Source organism: Massilia consociata (assembly GCF_042432755.1).
Taxonomy (GTDB): Bacteria; Pseudomonadota; Gammaproteobacteria; order Burkholderiales; family Burkholderiaceae_D; genus Telluria; species Telluria consociata.
Genome location: NZ_JBHLWP010000013.1, coordinates 202725 through 216459, shown reverse-complemented (window position 1 = coordinate 216459; position 13735 = coordinate 202725). Strand labels below are relative to the sequence as shown.

General features: G+C 67.4%; 12 protein-coding genes. 5 read left to right on the top strand and 7 right to left on the bottom strand.

All coding sequences use genetic code 11. The features are described from left to right. Positions 1-31 precede the first annotated feature (31 nt). The 3 genes from ACFFJK_RS14305 to ACFFJK_RS14295 all read right to left on the bottom strand — a co-directional run bounded on the left by ACFFJK_RS14305 (position 32) and on the right by ACFFJK_RS14295 (position 4179). Entirely contained in the window at positions 32-1924 is a 1893-nt protein-coding gene (locus tag ACFFJK_RS14305) for an Hsp70 family protein (RefSeq protein ID WP_379680001.1), read from the bottom strand. Then, positions 1921-2532, bottom strand: a complete 612-nt coding sequence (locus ACFFJK_RS14300; protein ID WP_379680000.1) for a DUF2760 domain-containing protein — start codon at positions 2530-2532, stop codon at positions 1921-1923. The genes ACFFJK_RS14305 and ACFFJK_RS14300 overlap by 4 nt, the downstream gene beginning before the upstream one ends. Positions 2533-2652: 120 nt before the next feature. Next, positions 2653-4179, bottom strand: a complete 1527-nt coding sequence (locus ACFFJK_RS14295; protein WP_379679998.1) for a BCCT family transporter — start codon at positions 4177-4179, stop codon at positions 2653-2655. 468 nt (positions 4180-4647) lie between these two features. Here ACFFJK_RS14295 and ACFFJK_RS14290 point away from each other — a divergent pair, with 468 nt between their 5' ends. From ACFFJK_RS14290 to ACFFJK_RS14280, 3 genes are all read left to right on the top strand, one after another. Then, positions 4648-4842, top strand: coding sequence for a hypothetical protein (locus ACFFJK_RS14290; RefSeq protein WP_379679997.1), 195 nt, complete (start codon positions 4648-4650; stop codon positions 4840-4842). Between the two features lie 168 nt (positions 4843-5010). Continuing rightward, positions 5011-6693: an alkaline phosphatase D family protein gene (locus tag ACFFJK_RS14285; RefSeq protein WP_379679995.1), complete on the top strand. Its 1683-nt coding sequence runs from the start codon at positions 5011-5013 to the stop codon at positions 6691-6693. Positions 6694-6832: 139 nt separating this feature from the next. Then, positions 6833-8452 (top strand): mechanosensitive ion channel family protein, encoded by a 1620-nt coding sequence (locus ACFFJK_RS14280; RefSeq protein WP_379679993.1) that lies wholly within the window; start codon positions 6833-6835, stop codon positions 8450-8452. A 15-nt stretch (positions 8453-8467) separates the two neighbouring features. Here ACFFJK_RS14280 and ACFFJK_RS14275 read toward each other — a convergent pair whose 3' ends face one another. Together ACFFJK_RS14275 and ACFFJK_RS14270 are read right to left on the bottom strand one after the other, a co-directional pair. Then, on the bottom strand, positions 8468-9391 hold the full coding sequence (locus ACFFJK_RS14275; protein ID WP_379679992.1) for a DUF2145 domain-containing protein: 924 nt from the start codon (positions 9389-9391) through the stop codon (positions 8468-8470). After that, complete coding sequence (locus ACFFJK_RS14270; protein WP_379679991.1) at positions 9391-9855, bottom strand: hypothetical protein; 465 nt, start codon at positions 9853-9855, stop codon at positions 9391-9393. The genes ACFFJK_RS14275 and ACFFJK_RS14270 overlap by 1 nt, the downstream gene beginning before the upstream one ends. 197 nt (positions 9856-10052) lie before the next feature. Between ACFFJK_RS14270 and ACFFJK_RS14265 the strand changes: the two genes are divergently transcribed. Both ACFFJK_RS14265 and ACFFJK_RS14260 read left to right on the top strand, forming a co-directional pair. Continuing rightward, on the top strand, positions 10053-10724 hold the full coding sequence (locus ACFFJK_RS14265; RefSeq protein ID WP_379679990.1) for a methyltransferase domain-containing protein: 672 nt from the start codon (positions 10053-10055) through the stop codon (positions 10722-10724). Between the two features lie 187 nt (positions 10725-10911). After that, the gene (locus tag ACFFJK_RS14260) at positions 10912-11994 is read left to right on the top strand and encodes an endonuclease/exonuclease/phosphatase family protein (protein ID WP_379679988.1); all 1083 of its coding nucleotides are present in this window, start codon (positions 10912-10914) and stop codon (positions 11992-11994) included. A 30-nt stretch (positions 11995-12024) separates the two neighbouring features. On the opposite strand, the gene hepT is transcribed toward ACFFJK_RS14260, so the two are convergent. Both hepT and ACFFJK_RS14250 read right to left on the bottom strand, forming a co-directional pair. Beyond that, on the bottom strand, positions 12025-12447 hold the full coding sequence (gene hepT / locus ACFFJK_RS14255) for a type VII toxin-antitoxin system HepT family RNase toxin (protein ID WP_379679987.1): 423 nt from the start codon (positions 12445-12447) through the stop codon (positions 12025-12027). Positions 12448-12482: 35 nt separating this feature from the next. Then, on the bottom strand, positions 12483-13721 hold the full coding sequence (locus tag ACFFJK_RS14250) for a putative Na+/H+ antiporter (RefSeq protein WP_379679986.1): 1239 nt from the start codon (positions 13719-13721) through the stop codon (positions 12483-12485). Positions 13722-13735: the final 14 nt, after the last annotated feature.

Below are 13735 nucleotides of genomic sequence, written 5' to 3'. Positions count from 1 at the left end.
CAATGATGTATCACTGAAGGATCACTGAAGATCACTGCTGGTCCGGCGCGTTGCGCACGTCGAACTCGATCTTCCAGCGCTGGCCGTCGCGCGAGACCGCGGCCAGTTCCAGCGTGCCGGCATCCGTTGCCAGCGCATGCAGCTTCACCTGCACCACGTCGCCGGCCACGCGGCCTTCGGCGGGCAGGGTCGCCTGGATCTCGTTCATCTCCTGCAACTCGTCCGGTCCCCAGAATTCCAGCACCTCGCCGATGCGGTCCTGGCGGCGCGTGGTGGAGCCGAAGAAGCGGAAGGTGACCGGTTCGCCCACCACCAGGCCGAATTCCTGGCCCGGCAGTTCGAGTTCGGTGCCTTCTTCCATGCCGAAGGGGGCAACGCACAGCGCCTCGATCGGGGGTTCCATGCCCGGGATGGCCGGCATCGACGATTCCACGCCCACGTAGTAGGAGCGGGCCGTGCCGCCGCGGATGCGCACGCCGCCGCCGCGGCGCGCATAGCTGAAGTAGGCCGCGCCGCGCGCGACCGCCAGGTCGAGGTCGGCGCCTTCGAGCATGCGCGCGGGCTCCGCGCCTTCCATGTACAGCCAGTCGTTGATGGTGTCCATCACGCGCTGGGCCAGGATATTCGACTTGAACACGCCGCCGTTGAACAGCACCGCGCTCGGATGCAGGAAGGTGTGTTCCGCATTCACCCGGCCGCCGAAGCCTTCCAGCTCGGCGGTGGCGCCGGCCTGGCGCGCCAGGAAGGCGGCCAGGTGTTTCGTGATCGCCGCGTCCTGCGCGTAGGGCAGGCCGACCTGGGTCAGGCCGGCGCGCTGGCGCGTCGCGGGCCTGCTCGATGCCTCCACGCGCGGGAAGAAGCCGTCGGTGATGAAGGCGGTGACTTCGTCGCGCGTCAGTTCGGTGCGGATCGAGCCGCCGATGAGCTTGGAGCCGCGGCTGGGCACGACGATCGGCCAGGTAGTGGCGTTGGCGTCGGCCAGCAGGTGTTCCTTGGCGCTGCGGCAGCCGTAGGTGAGGGCGCGCATCTGCCAGGCATCGAGCTGGGTGCCGTTGGCGGCAAGCTTGCGCGCCACGAAGTGGGCCAGCGCCAGGTCCATGTTGTCGCCGCCCAGCAGGATGTGGTCGCCCACGGCCACGCGGTGCGGCTCCAGCTTGCCGTCGCGTTCGAGGATCGCGATCAGCGAAAAATCGCTGGTGCCGCCGCCGACGTCCACGACCAGCACGATGTCGCCGGCTTTGACCTGCTTGCGCCAGGCGCCTTTACTGCCCTGGATCCAGCTGTACAGCGCCGCCTGTGGTTCCTCCAGCAGATTGGGCGTGAAGCCGGCGTTGCGCGCCGCATCGAGGGTGAGTTCGCGCGCGCCCGGATCGAACGAGGCCGGGATGGTGACGGTCACCTGCTGCTGGTCGAAGGGCGCTTCCGGATGGGCGGCGTTCCAGGCCTGGCGCAGGTGCGCCAGGTAGCGGGTGGACGCTTCGAGCGGCGAGACGCGCGAGACTTCTTCCGGCGCGTCGTGCGGCAGGATGGCTGCGCGGCGGTCCACGCTCGGGTGGCTCAGCCAGCTCTTGGCCGAGGACACCAGGCGGATCGGGGTGGTGGCGCCGCGGCTGCGTGCCATCTCACCCGCAACAAAGCCTTCGCCGCCGGCGCTCCACGGCAGCGCCGTCTCGCCCGGCGCCAGTTCGTCCGGGTGCGGCAGGTAGAGGAAGGAGGGCAGCAGCGGCAGCGCTTCGACGGTGCCCGGAGCGCTCAGCTGCGGGATCGGCAGCACGCCGTCGAGGGTCTTCTCGCCGTCGCTGGCCTGCAGGTCGACATAGGACAGGGCGCTGTGGGTGGTGCCGAGGTCGATGCCGATGGCGTAGCGGGCCAACTGCGCGGCCGACTGTGGCGCCGGCTGCGGTGCGTTGTTCAGGTCGTTCACAGTTCCACCTCCGCCGGGGCCAGCACGCGCGCGTCGTGCTTCTCGGCCAGCTGCGGCAGCTGGACCTTGGTGGCGCGCCAGCCGCGGTGGCTGAGCGTGCCCTTGAACGGGGCCTGGCCGACCACGTTGCCGGTCAGGCGCACGCTGGCGGCATCGAAGCCTTCTTCCAGCGTGACGCGTGCGCCTTCCGCTTCGGCGCGCACCGGTTCGATGGTGAAGTGCTCGCGCAGCACGCGTGCGCAGCCTTCGTGCACCACGCGGGCGGCGGCGCCGATGTCGGCGTCGGAATAGGCGCTCAGGTCTTCCTGGGCGAAGTCGATCAGCCGGGCTTCGCGTTGGAACAGGCTGAGCAGCTGCAGGGCGGATTCGGCGGTCGGGGCGCGCAATGCCGGGGCCGGCGCTGCAGCGGGGGCCGGTGCGGCTGCCGGGGCCGGGGCCGGTGCCGGTGCCGGTGCAGGAGTAGGGGCAGGCGCGGGAGCAGCCGTGGGGCCGACCTGGTCATCGCGCACGCGCGCGGCGAATTCGGCGTCGCCCATCGACTTGAACAGGGCGCCGAAGGCGATCGACAGCCGGCTCCAGAAGCCGGGCAGGTGTTGTGGAGTATTCATTCTTGGTGTTCTGTAGGGTGAGGGACGGGCGGGCTGTCAGACAGCCTCGGGGCCGAAGTCCGAAAACGCGCATGATACCAGTTCAGCCACAGGCAAGGCACGCACGTCCCTTCATCCATGTCAGAGCGGCTGGCGCGCCGCCAGCTCGCGCACGCGGCGCCGGATCTCGCGTTCGCGCCGGTTTTCGGCAAGCCAGTCTTCGCCCAGCGCACGCCACAGGGCCACCACCATCAGGATGATCACCAGCGCAAACGGCAGGGCGAACAGGATGGTGGCGGTCTGCACGGCGTTGATTCCGCCGGCCAGCACCAGGCTGATTGCGATGCCGGCGATCAAGGTGCCCCAGATGAGCTTGGTGCGGGCAGGCGGGTTCGGGTTGCCGTTCGTGCTCATCATGCCGAGCACCAGCACGGCCGAGTCGCCGGAAGTCACGAAGAAGACGATCACGAGCAGGGTGGCGACGACCGACATGAGCTGGCCGAAGGGCATGGCGTCGAACATGGCGAACAGTGCCGTCGCCAGGTCGGCCTTGACCGCCTCGCTCAAGGGCACGTGCGCCCAGATCTCCATGTAGAGGGCGGTGCCGCCGAAGATCGAGAACCAGACGAAGGCTGCCAGCGACGGGGCCAGCACGGTGCCGACGATGAACTCGCGGATGGTGCGCCCGCGCGAGACGCGCGCGATGAACAGGCCGACGAACGGCGACCACGAGATCCACCAGGCCCAGTAGAAGATGGTCCAGTTGGCGACCCAGGTGCTGTCGCGGAAAGGCGTCGCCCGCAGGCTCATCCGGACGATGTCGTTCAGGTAGCTGCCCAGGGTGTTGCTCAGGGTATCGATGATGGCGACCGTGGGGCCGAGCAGGAACACGGCCAGCGCCAGCAGGGCCGCCAGGACCATATTGACGTTGGACAAAATCTTGACGCCCTTGGTCACGCCACTCACCGCGGAAGCGATGAACATGGCGGCCGTGACGGCGATGATGGCGACCTGCCAGCCCGGGCCGATGTCGAGGCCGAACACGGCGTGCAGGCCGCTGTTGATCTGCAGCGCCCCGACCCCAAGCGAAGCGGCGACGCCGAAGGCCGTCGCGACGATCGCCAGGCCGTTGAACACTCCCGACAGGGCGCGTACCGGACGCCAGGGCAGCGAGCTGGTGACGGTACTGATCAGGGGACTGCCGCCGCGCCGGTACTGGAAGAAGGCGATCGCCAGGGCGACGACGCTGTACACGGCCCAAGGGTGGATGCCCCAGTGGAAGAACACGTAGCGCATGGCAGCGTTTGCCGCCTCCGGCGTGGCGGGGTTAATGCCGGGCGGCGGCGTGACGTAATGGGACACGGGTTCGGCCACGCCCCAGAACACCAGGCCGATGCCCATGCCGGCGGCGAACAGCATGGCAAACCAGCTGCCGACCGAGAATTCCGGCTCGTCGTCTTCGCTGCCGAGCTTGAGGTTGCCGTAGCGGCTGAAGGCGACGTAGGCGGCGAACAGCACCAGGCCGAGCACCACCCACAGGTAGAGCCAGCCGAAGTTGCGGGTGAGGGACGAGAGCATGGTTTGGAACACGCCGGCCATGTTGTCGGGGGCAATGATCCCCCATAGGACGATCAGCAGGATAAAGCCCGCAGAGCAGAGCAGTTGCATATGCTTCCTTGTCAATTGCGTGCGGCGCCGCCGGGCCAGGCCGCCGGGCACGCGCGCTTGCAAGGGGAAGCAGTAGCGAAGCCGACAGGCGGGAGTTGACGGGGCGGGGAAGGCAGGCGTTGTGCCCGCGACGCTGGGGCGGGCAGCAACAAGCACCTTGCCGCGTGGATCGGATTGCCCGCATGGGGCAGGTACAGCGCCGGCCCGTACTGTCGGGGCCGGTCTCTGGCGAGATGGATGTGCGCGCTGGCACTGGCCAGCGGGGTGCATTGTAGCAAATGTAATGCATTTGCACAAATGCAGGGCCGAGCGCGGCAGTTACCTGGCGTCAACAACTGCGATGAGTGGCAGCAGAATGCGTCTACTGGAGATAGTTGAATGGTGAATGGCGTTCATTATGGACGGCTATTTGATTTCTATCTTTAAGCGCCCACATTGGATGTAAATCCACTTTCACAGAGAAATATCATGTCCCATACCCTGCCGGCCTCCGCCCACGTCGCCAGTACCGCCCTCGACTTCATCCTGCGCCTGGTCCGCCGTCCGGCGCCGGCCGCTGCCGATACCGGCGACGTCTGGGTCTTGTACAGCATGCACCGCGGCGGCGATTCGGTGTCGCCCGCGGTGTTGCGCAAACTGGCAGACGGCGCAGCGTCCCGCTAGCAGCCCCTGCTACCAGGGCAAGCTCCGGTATCGGTCCGTTCCGGTCCGTTTGTCGCATCGTGCCTGTGGCATACCTTGCTGTGCAGCAGGCACACTTTCACTGGTCATGAGAGCGTCACGAGCGCTGGTTACCATGCGGCCGTCTTTCACTTTCGGCAACGGCCTACCATGACCCAATCGAATTCGCGTCGTAAATTCATCCGAAACTTCTCCCTCGGCACTGTCGCCGTCGCCACGATTGCGCTGGCCGGTTGCGGCGGCGATTCAAGCCACCGGTCTGTGAGCTTTGCGCACGGGGTGGCCAGCGGCGACCCGCTTGCCGACCGCGTCATCCTCTGGACGCGCGTCACGGCCGCCGGCACGGGCGACATCGACGTTGCCTGGGAAGTGGCGGAGGACAGCGCATTCACGAGGACCGTCGCTTCGGGCATCACCAGCACCGGTGGCGCCAGGGACTTCACGGTGAAGGTCGACGCCACCGGCCTGGCCGCCAACCGCAGCTACTACTACCGGTTCGGTTGCGAGGGCGCCGTCTCCCCGGTCGGCCGCACGAAGACCTTGCCGACCGGCGCCGTGTCGCGCGTGCGCTTCGCCGTGTTCAGCTGCTCGAATTACCCCGCCGGCTACTTCAACGTCTACGCCGATGCAGCGAAGTTCGACGACATCGACGTCGGCCTGCACCTGGGCGATTACATCTACGAGTATGCAGCCGGCGGCTACGCATCGCAGAACGCCGCGAGCATGGGCCGCGTGTCGCAGCCGGCCAATGAAATCATCACGCTGTCGGATTACCGCCTGCGCTACCAGCAATACCGCACCGATCCGGACCTGCAGGCCGTGCATGCGCGGATTCCGTTCATCACCGTATGGGACGACCATGAGCTGGCCAACGATGCGTGGCGCGACGGCGCCGAAAACCACACCCCGGAAACCGAGGGGCTGTGGACAGGGCGGCGGCAGATGGCGATCCAGGCGTATTACGAATGGATGCCGATCCGCCAGCTGGACCCTGCGCGTCCGGACAGGATCTACCGTTCGTTCGACTTCGGCAACCTGTTGTCGCTGCACATGCTCGACACCCGCGTGATCGGCCGCGACAAGCAGCTTGCCCATGCCGCCTATGCCGGCGCGGACGGCAGCTTCAACGGCGCCGCCTTCATGGCGGACGTGTCCGACCCCGCGCGCCAGCTGCTAGGGCAGGAGCAGACCGCGTGGCTGCAGGGCCAGATGAGCAGGTCGACCGCCACCTGGCAGGTCCTGGGCCAGCAGGTGCTGATGGCGCGGATGCTGCTGCCGGCGCCGATGGTGCTGGACGCCACGGGCTACATGGCGTATTTCGCGATCGCGGCCAAGCTGCAGGCCGGCGTGGCGCTCACCGCCGCGGAACAGCAGCAGCTGGCCGCCACGCCGGTCCCGTACAACCTCGACGCCTGGGACGGCTACCAGGCCGCGCGCGAAACGGTGCTGAACATGGCGCGCACGCTGAACAAGAACCTGGTCGTGCTGGCGGGCGATACCCACAATGCGTGGGCCAGCGACCTGCTGGACGCCGGCGGCCGGGCGGTCGGCGTCGAATTCGGCGTGCCGTCCGTGACCTCGCCGGGTTTCGAGGTTTACTTCCCCACGGTCGCACCGGCTACCCTGGGGGGCGGCTTGGAGCAGCTGATCGGGCCGCTGCAATACGCCGAGACGGCGTCGCGCGGTTTCGTCGTGCTCACGGTCACGCCGACCGACACCCGCGCCGAGTACCGCTACGTCAATACCGTGACGTCGAAAACCTATACGGCGTCGGTCCGGAAAACGCTGCGCACCCTGCCGGGGCCAGGCAACCGGAAGATCGTCGCCGTCTAGGAAACCCCGTGTGCGCGCGGGCGGAGCGCTGCAACAGCGCGAGGCCGCGCCCGGCCGGATGCTAGACTCTGCCTGGGCCCCATGGGCTGCGTAACCCGAGATTCCGGTACGCCACCAGTCAAAGGAGATGTTGTCGAGCATGGGTTATTCTCCAGTCAGGTTCTTGCTACTGCTGTTGTTCGTACTGGTGCTGCCGTCCGGTCCGGCCCTGGCGGCCGCGCCCGAAGCCGCCGCGCCCAGTGCCGCCGTGCGGTCGGACCCCCTCGGCCGCGAGACGCCGCGCTCGACGATCTCGGGCCTGATCAGGGCCCTGGCCGAGCATGATTACGATCGCGCCGCCCAGTACTTCGACCTTCCTGCAAACAGTAACCGGCAGCGCGTGGCCGCTGCCACCAAGGCGCGCGAATTCCAGGTGCTCCTGGACAATGGCGGCTCGCTGCAGCCGTACGCCGTGTTGTCGAACGATGTCGCCGGCAGGGTGGAAAACGATCTGGCCATCGACCAGGAGCGTGTCGGCGAGATCACCATCAAGGACAAGAAGATACCGGTCCTGCTGACCCGAGGCGAAGACGACGGCCTGCAGGTATGGCGGGTGTCGCAGGAGACGGTGAGCAGGATCGCGGCCGCGACGGGCAGGTCGCTGGCGGCGCAGGACATGCAGCGTGACGGATTCGTCGTCGCCGGCGCGCCCTTGAAGGACTGGGGGATGCTGGTCGGACTCGGCGTCATGATCTTCGGCGGCTTGTGGACGGTCTCCGCGCTCCTGGTCGCCATCATGCGCCGCCTGGTGGCCGATCCCGCAGCCAATGGCGTGTACCGCTTCTTCGAGGCGGGCCTGCCGCCGCTGAGCCTCCTGATCGCCGTCTTCGTGTTCTTCGAATGGGCGGAGCGGCTTCCGGTGGCCATCGTGGCGCGCCAGACCTTGCTGCGCTATACGGGCATCGTCTCCGTCATCGCGCTCGTCTGGTTCGGCCTGCGCCTGGTCGATGCGCTCGCCGAACTGGCCATCGCGCGCATGCAGCGGCGCCAGCGCCGGCAGGTCGTTTCCGTCATTACCCTGTTGCGGCGTACCGCCAAGGTGCTGCTGCTCGTGTTCTCCGGCATCGGCATCCTCGACACCTTCGGCATCGACGTGACCACGGGGATTGCGGCGCTGGGCATCGGCGGCATTGCACTGGCGCTGGGCGCCCAGAAGACGGTGGAGAACCTGGTGGGAAGCGTCACCGTGATCGCCGACCGGCCCGCACAGGTGGGCGACTTCATCAAGGTAGGCGACGTGGTCGGCGTCGTGGAGGATGTGGGTATCCGTTCGACCCGCATCCGTACCGGGGAGCGCACGGTGGTGACGATTCCCAACGGCGACTTCTCGGCGCGCCAGATCGAGAACTTCGCCGCGCGCGACCGCTTCCTGTTCAATCCTGTCGTGGCGCTGGACTACCGGACGTCCTGCGCCAAGCTCAAGGAAGCGATCCAGATCATCCAGCAGGTACTGGCCGGGCACGAGAAGATCGCGGAAGGCGCCCGCGCCAACCTGGCGAAGATCGGCGAGCGTTCGTTCAATGTCGAAGTGTTCTCGTATATCGACGTACGCGATTTCGATGCCAGTGTCCTCGTGCGCGAGGAACTGCTCCTGTCGCTCTACGAGCGGCTCGAAGCGGCGGGGATCGGTCTTGCCTTTCCGGCGCAGACCATCGAATTTTCACCCGGGCAGCTGGAAGCCCTCAAGTCCCGGCAGGCTGCCGAACCGGCACGGGACTGAACACGGGAGTGAAGATCAGGGCGTGAGGGCGGTGACGGTATCGCCGGGCGCCGGCTCGCATTCGGCGCCGAGCGGCTCCCAGCCGCGCCGCACGACGATGTGCCGCTCGTTGTGGCACACCTGCACGCGCCGTGCCTGCGGCGACTCGCGGCGCACGAAGTCCTCGATGGCCGCCGGTACGCTCACCCGCAGCGTCAACGCGTGGATATCTTCCACCGGATGGTCGTTCATGTGCACCAGCGGCACGAACTGCCCGGCAAACATCATCCAGTGCGAGGGAATCCTCACCGGACCGGCCGTGTAACCCCGGGTGCGCAGCCACGCCTGCGCCTGCTCGCGCGGGGCCTCCTGCCCGTCGAGGCGGCCCCATGCGCTGGCGAGCAGTTCCGCCACCCACTGGTTGCAGTTCTGGTAGCGCGTGCCGAAGGCATAGGCGTTGGCGCTGTATTTCCCGGCCAGCAGGGCCAGCGCCAGCTGCTTGTCGAGCGCGGCTTTCTCCAGCAGCGCGCCGTCTTCCTCCGGCAGGAACACCAGCGACATGTGGCCGCGCGAGGGCGCCTCGGCCCCGAGCGCGAAGCCGGAGACGCCCTGGTCGAAGATGCGCGGGCGCGATTCGTCGCAGGCGTAGTAGAGCTGGCGCACGGCCCAGGGGCCGCCCGGGTTGTCGCGCAGGGCGATGCCCGCATGCGAATACAGCTGGCCGAAGCGGCTCAGGTCCAGGCCCGCGCGCGCGATGAGCGCCACCTGCGCGCCCGAAGCCTGCAGCTCCTGCTTCACGACGCCGGCAAAGCGCAGCACGCGGTCCTGGTCGGCCGCGGAGATGTCCTGCGACTGCTCGCAGAAGGTCGGCAGGCCGGCCCAGGCGCCGGCGCTGGCAAAGAAGGCGAGCGCGGCGCAGGACAGCCTGGGCTTCAGCCCCGCCTTCAGCTTCAGGAACATCAGCTCGTGACTTTGCGCGAGGCCAGTTCGCGGTACCAGTCGTCCTGCAGGGCCAGGAAGAAGGACTGCCGGGTGTCGGCGTAGGCGAACTCGTAGCCGTACACGCGCTCGCTCACCTGCACCAGTTCGCCCTTGTGCACGGCGCGCTGCGCCAGGGCACGGTTGGGCACGTCGAGGTAGAACTCGCGCACCGGGCCGCCGGCGACGGCGCGCAGGGTCATGCGGGTGGTGTCGGCCTTGGCCGGCGCCTGGGCGACGTCGATCACGCGGTAGGCGCCGGCCGCCACGCGCCGGTCGTCGCCCGAGCTGTCGCTGGAGGCGCCGAGCGAATCGGAGACGCTGCCCGAAGAGGCCGAGCCCGCGCTGGACGCCGAGGAAGTGAAGCTGGTTGCCTGGACTTGCGCGCTGCAGGCGAGCGCGATGGTGGCCAGGCAGATTGCGCGGGAGAGAGTGCTGATGGTCATGGGGGGCTTTCTTGGACAAACTGAATAACGCGTATGGTACAAGTCCCGCGAACTGTTGAGAAGGCAGCCGGGAGGGATCGCCGTGATTGACTTGTAAGCGTTGGTAACCGTGTGTGCATTTCAAGACACAGGTATCTGCCGACTTTTCAGGCGTTCCGCGCGATAATGGCCGCACAGATCAGACCAGGAGCGGACCCATGCCCAGCCATACCGACGCAGCCATCATCGATGCCTGGTCGCGCAATGCCGAGCCCTGGGTCGCGGCCGTGCGCAACGAGGAAATCGAAACCCGTGTGCTGGTCACGAACCGGGCGATCGTCGAGGCGGCGCGGGCATATCGTCCCCGCACGGCGGTCGATCTCGGCTGTGGCGAGGGCTGGCTGGTACGTGCGCTGCCGGAAGTGGAGATGGTCGGCGTCGATGCGATCCCCGGGCTCGTCGATGCGGCGCGCAACGCAGGCGGCGGCGATTTCCGGCACCTGAGCTACGAGCAGGTCGCCGCGGGAGAACTCGACTTGTCGGTGGACCTTGCCGTCTGCAACTTTTCGCTCATCGGGAACGAAGCCGTCGACGGCTTGTTCCGCGCTGCGCCATCCTACCTGCGCAAGGGCGGCATCCTGCTCGTGCAGACCGTCCATCCGCTGTTGGCCTGCGGCGACGCGCCGTATGCCGACGGCTGGCGCGAAGGCAGCTGGGCCGGCTTCAACAGCGGGTTCGCCGATGCGCCGCCCTGGTACTTCCGCACGGTCGCCAGCTGGGTCACCCTGTTCATTGCCCATGGCTTGCGCCTGGTGGAGATGCGTGAGCCCCTGCACCCGCGCACGGGCAAGCCGGTGTCGCTCATCCTGGCTGGCAAGCTGGGCGCTTAGGAAGGAGGTGACTGGTTAACACCGAGGTAACGGCTGAGTTGACCTGCTGAGTTGAGCGGCTGGGCTGCCTGCGTGCCGTTGTGCACGCTAACGCACAGACTGCCGCGTTGGAAGGGGGCATGCTCGTCACATTGCATTTCGTTACGAGTTGCGCAAACGCTGTTCCGCCCATTGAGAGCTGCCTGCCATGTTTCCCATTTTTGCGACCCTGGTTGCCCTGATCGTGCTTGCGACCTTGCTGCCGCTGTCGCGGTGTACGAAATGGTGGATACGCGACCTGGACTTTCCGCGCCTGCAGCTGGCCATCCTGTCGCTGGCCGTGCTGGCCGGGCAGGTCGCCCTGCTCGACTGGCAGGATTCCCTGTTCCACCTGCTGGCCTTCGTGAATGCCGCCTGCCTGGCCTACCAGGCCTGGTGGATCATCCCGTACACCAAAGCTTTCCCCCATGAGGTGAAGAATTCGGTTGCCGCCGTGCCGGACCGCCAGATCCGCATCCTGACGGCCAACGTCCTGACCCCGAACCGGAATGCCCCCGGGCTGACCGCCCTGATCCGCCAGCACCAGCCGCATATCTTCGTGACGCTGGAATCGGATGCGTGGTGGCAGGAAAGGCTGGATGTGCTGGACCCGGAATATCCGTATTCCATCAAGTGCCCGCTCGACAACCTGTACGGCATGCACGTGTATTCACGGCTGCCGCTGGAGGATGGCGCCATCCAGTTCCTGGTCGAAGACGACATCCCGTCGATCCATACCCTGGTGATTTTGCCGTCCGGCCACAAGATCCGCATGCACTTCCTGCATCCGACGCCGCCCAGCCCGACGGAACACGACGAATCGACCCAGCGCGACGCCGAACTGCTGGTGGTGGCCAAGAGCGTGGCCGGGCTGGACACGCCCGTGATCGTCGCCGGCGACCTGAACGACGTGGCGTGGTCGACGACGACGCGGCTGTTCCGGAAGATCAGCGGCCTGCTCGACCCCCGCATCGGGCGCGGCATGTTCAATACCTTCCATGCCGGCTTCTGGTTTGCCCGCTGGCCGCTCGACCATCTGTTCCACAGCGAGCATTTCACGCTGTCCTTCATCAAGCGCCTGCCCTCGTTCGGCTCGGACCATTTCGCGATGCTGGTCGAGCTCACCTACGACAGGGCCAACGGCGCCGAGCGGGAGGGGCTGGTCGCGGACGAGGAAGACCACGAGATCGCGGACGAAAAGATCGCCGCCGAGCCGGTGAAGGTGGGAGACGTGCACGAGCCCCAGCCCTGAAGCGGGGCCGGGTTGTCTGCTTGCCTGCGTTCAGGCCGGGGCGGTGCCGGCTCCGGCCACCAGCGCCTGCGCATAGGCGCCGAAATCGTCCAGCCCGCGCTTGATGATCGTCACCAGCGCCGGCAGCGGGGCCTCCTGGTGGTCCCATTCGGCGCGGCAGAACTCGCCGGTGCGCTTCAGGTCTTCGGCCAGCGTGGGATCGATCCAGCCGTGTTCGGCCAATAGGGTGATGACTTCGCGCTCGTCGTGCGGCAGGCCGAGGCGTGCGTTGCCGATCACGTAGTCGCCCATCTCGATGGCGGCCTCCCAGGCGCGGATCACGTTGAGGGTGGCCGCGTCCTGGCGCGTGATGTCGCTCACGAAGGTGGCCGGGTCCTTCTCGTATTCCTCGCGCGCACGGCGGCAGCAGCGTTCGATGGTGCCGGCCTTGCCCAGCAGGATGTCGTCGTCCATGGCTTCCTCCGCTTTTTCCGCGCTTTGCGCTTTCGTCAGATCAGGAACATCGCCGCCGCCATGGCGGTCGGCGCCAGCGCTCCCAGGAACAGCCCGCCCATGCCGATCGAGCCGCCGTCGAAGCCCTCGCGCAGCAGGGCCGCGCCGGCCGGGTTCGGTGCGTTGGCGATCACGGTCAAGCCGCCGCCGCCCACGGCGCCGGCCACCAGCATGTACTTGGCGTGATCGGACAGGCCTTCGATCAGCGAACCCAGGTAGGTCAGTGCCGCATTATCGGTGATTGCGGTCAGGGCCAGCGCGCCGAAGAACAGCGCGGTCGGCTCCAGGCTCGAGACGATCGGCTGCAGCCACCATTGCTGCATGCCGCCGAGTATCACCAGGCCGGCCAGGAAGAAGCCCACCAGCAGGCCCTCCTTGAGGATCAGCGGCGACTGGTGCTTCGGATAAGCCTTGGTATAGCCGAGGAAGAACAGGAACAGGCCGATGAACAGCACCGGATGGTGGGCCAGCAGCACCACGCCGGCCAGCAGGGCGATGTGGACGCCGGATACGACCAGCGGCATGCGCACGTCCTGGACGACGTTGTGCGGCGTCAGGTGGCGGCGCAGCAGCAGGGTGACGACGGTGGCATTGACCACGACGGCAACCGCCGCGCGCCAGCCGAAGGTGCCCGCCATGAACGCGCTGTCCCAGCCCCAGGTGCCGGCCACCATCAGCACCGGCGGCGCTGCGTAGGCGGTGAGCGTGCCGCCGATCGAGACGTTGACGAACAGGACGCCCAGCGCGCCGTACTTGAGCGCTTCCGGAATGCCGGGGCGGAACACCTGCGGCGCCAGCATCAGCGCCGCCAGCGTCATCGCGGCCGGCTCGGTGATCAGGGAGCCGGCCAGGGGCACCAGCGCCAGGCCGAGCCAGCACAGCGCCACCTCGGTGCGCAGCGGCGCCAGCCGGGCCAGCATGGCCAGCAGGTCGCGCACGGCGTCGAGCACCGGGCGGGAGGCGGCGATCACCATCACCACGAACACGAACAGCGGCTCGGTGTAGTGGCGCGACTCGGCATAGGCGATGGCCGTGTCGGCGCCGGCCAGCAGCGCCATGGCAATGATCAGCACGAAGGCCCAGAAGCCGAACACCACCTCGACCTCGCCCAGCAGGTGGAACAGGCCGGCGTGGCGCGGATGGCGCTGGGCCAGCGAATGGAACAGCTTGGTGGAAAACGTATGGATGAGGGCAATCGCGAACAGGACGGCGCCGACGAGCTGGAGCGTACTCATGGGCGGGCTCCGTG

Excerpts from the sequence above, each read along its gene's own strand:
- ACFFJK_RS14290 (WP_379679997.1), top strand. The coding sequence starts at position 4,648 with ATGTCCCATACCCTGCCGGCCTCCGCCCACGTCGCCAGTACCGCCCTC.
- ACFFJK_RS14250 (WP_379679986.1), bottom strand. The coding sequence starts at position 13,721 with ATGAGTACGCTCCAGCTCGTCGGCGCCGTCCTGTTCGCGATTGCCCTC.
- ACFFJK_RS14275 (WP_379679992.1), bottom strand. The coding sequence starts at position 9,391 with ATGTTCCTGAAGCTGAAGGCGGGGCTGAAGCCCAGGCTGTCCTGCGCC.
- ACFFJK_RS14295 (WP_379679998.1), bottom strand. The coding sequence starts at position 4,179 with ATGCAACTGCTCTGCTCTGCGGGCTTTATCCTGCTGATCGTCCTATGG.
- ACFFJK_RS14270 (WP_379679991.1), bottom strand. The coding sequence starts at position 9,855 with ATGACCATCAGCACTCTCTCCCGCGCAATCTGCCTGGCCACCATCGCG.
- hepT (WP_379679987.1), bottom strand. The coding sequence starts at position 12,447 with ATGGACGACGACATCCTGCTGGGCAAGGCCGGCACCATCGAACGCTGC.
- ACFFJK_RS14265 (WP_379679990.1), top strand. The coding sequence starts at position 10,053 with ATGCCCAGCCATACCGACGCAGCCATCATCGATGCCTGGTCGCGCAAT.
- ACFFJK_RS14285 (WP_379679995.1), top strand. The coding sequence starts at position 5,011 with ATGACCCAATCGAATTCGCGTCGTAAATTCATCCGAAACTTCTCCCTC.
- ACFFJK_RS14300 (WP_379680000.1), bottom strand. The coding sequence starts at position 2,532 with ATGAATACTCCACAACACCTGCCCGGCTTCTGGAGCCGGCTGTCGATC.
- ACFFJK_RS14280 (WP_379679993.1), top strand. The coding sequence starts at position 6,833 with ATGGGTTATTCTCCAGTCAGGTTCTTGCTACTGCTGTTGTTCGTACTG.
- ACFFJK_RS14260 (WP_379679988.1), top strand. The coding sequence starts at position 10,912 with ATGTTTCCCATTTTTGCGACCCTGGTTGCCCTGATCGTGCTTGCGACC.